The organism is Pedobacter sp. 01N416 (assembly GCF_056399685.1).
This window is the reverse complement of the sequence record NZ_JBFTRT010001020.1, coordinates 1-626: the sequence shown is the minus strand read 5'-3', so window position 1 is coordinate 626 and position 626 is coordinate 1. Positions and strand designations below refer to the sequence as shown.

1 protein-coding gene is annotated in these 626 nt (G+C 39.9%); it reads right to left on the bottom strand.

Annotation, left to right across the window (positions count from 1 at the left end; genetic code table 11):
- On the bottom strand, window positions 1–626 hold a 626-nt coding region (locus tag AC1DND_RS29015), incomplete at both ends, for an amino acid--tRNA ligase-related protein (protein ID WP_477586454.1).

Below are 626 nucleotides of genomic sequence, written 5' to 3'. Positions count from 1 at the left end.
GTGCATGGCATGGTAACGCTCTGTTTCCTCATCCCACTCTAACAACGGAAAATCCAATACCCATAGGGCAGAGAATGTGTTTTTATCGCGTAAACCTAAGCGGTTGCCCATTTCTAAACGAAGTTCATTTAACTGTTTACGTACTTTATCTGTTGAACCAGCTAAAATCAATAATAAATCGCCTTTTTCTGTTTCAAAAACCTCACTCCATTGTTTAAGATCTTCTTCGTTGAAGAATTTATCTACTGAAGATTTAATGGTCCCATCATCATTGTGGCGGGCATAAATCAAGCCTGTAGCACCAATCTGCGGGCGTTTGATGAAATCGGTTAATTCATCTAACTGCTTACGTGTATAATTTGCAGCGCCTTTTGCATTGATACCCACTACCAATTCTGCATTATCGAAAACCGGGAAACCCTTACCTTTTACCAGGTGGTTAAGCTCTACAAACTGCATTGCAAAACGGGTGTCAGGTTTATCAGAACCGTATAAACGCATCGCATCTGCATATTGCATACGCGGTACTTCCGGTAAGTCGTAATTGCGTACTTCTTTAAATAAAGTACGGATCAGACCCTCAAAAGTATTTAATATATCTTCTTGTTCGATGAAAGACATTTCGC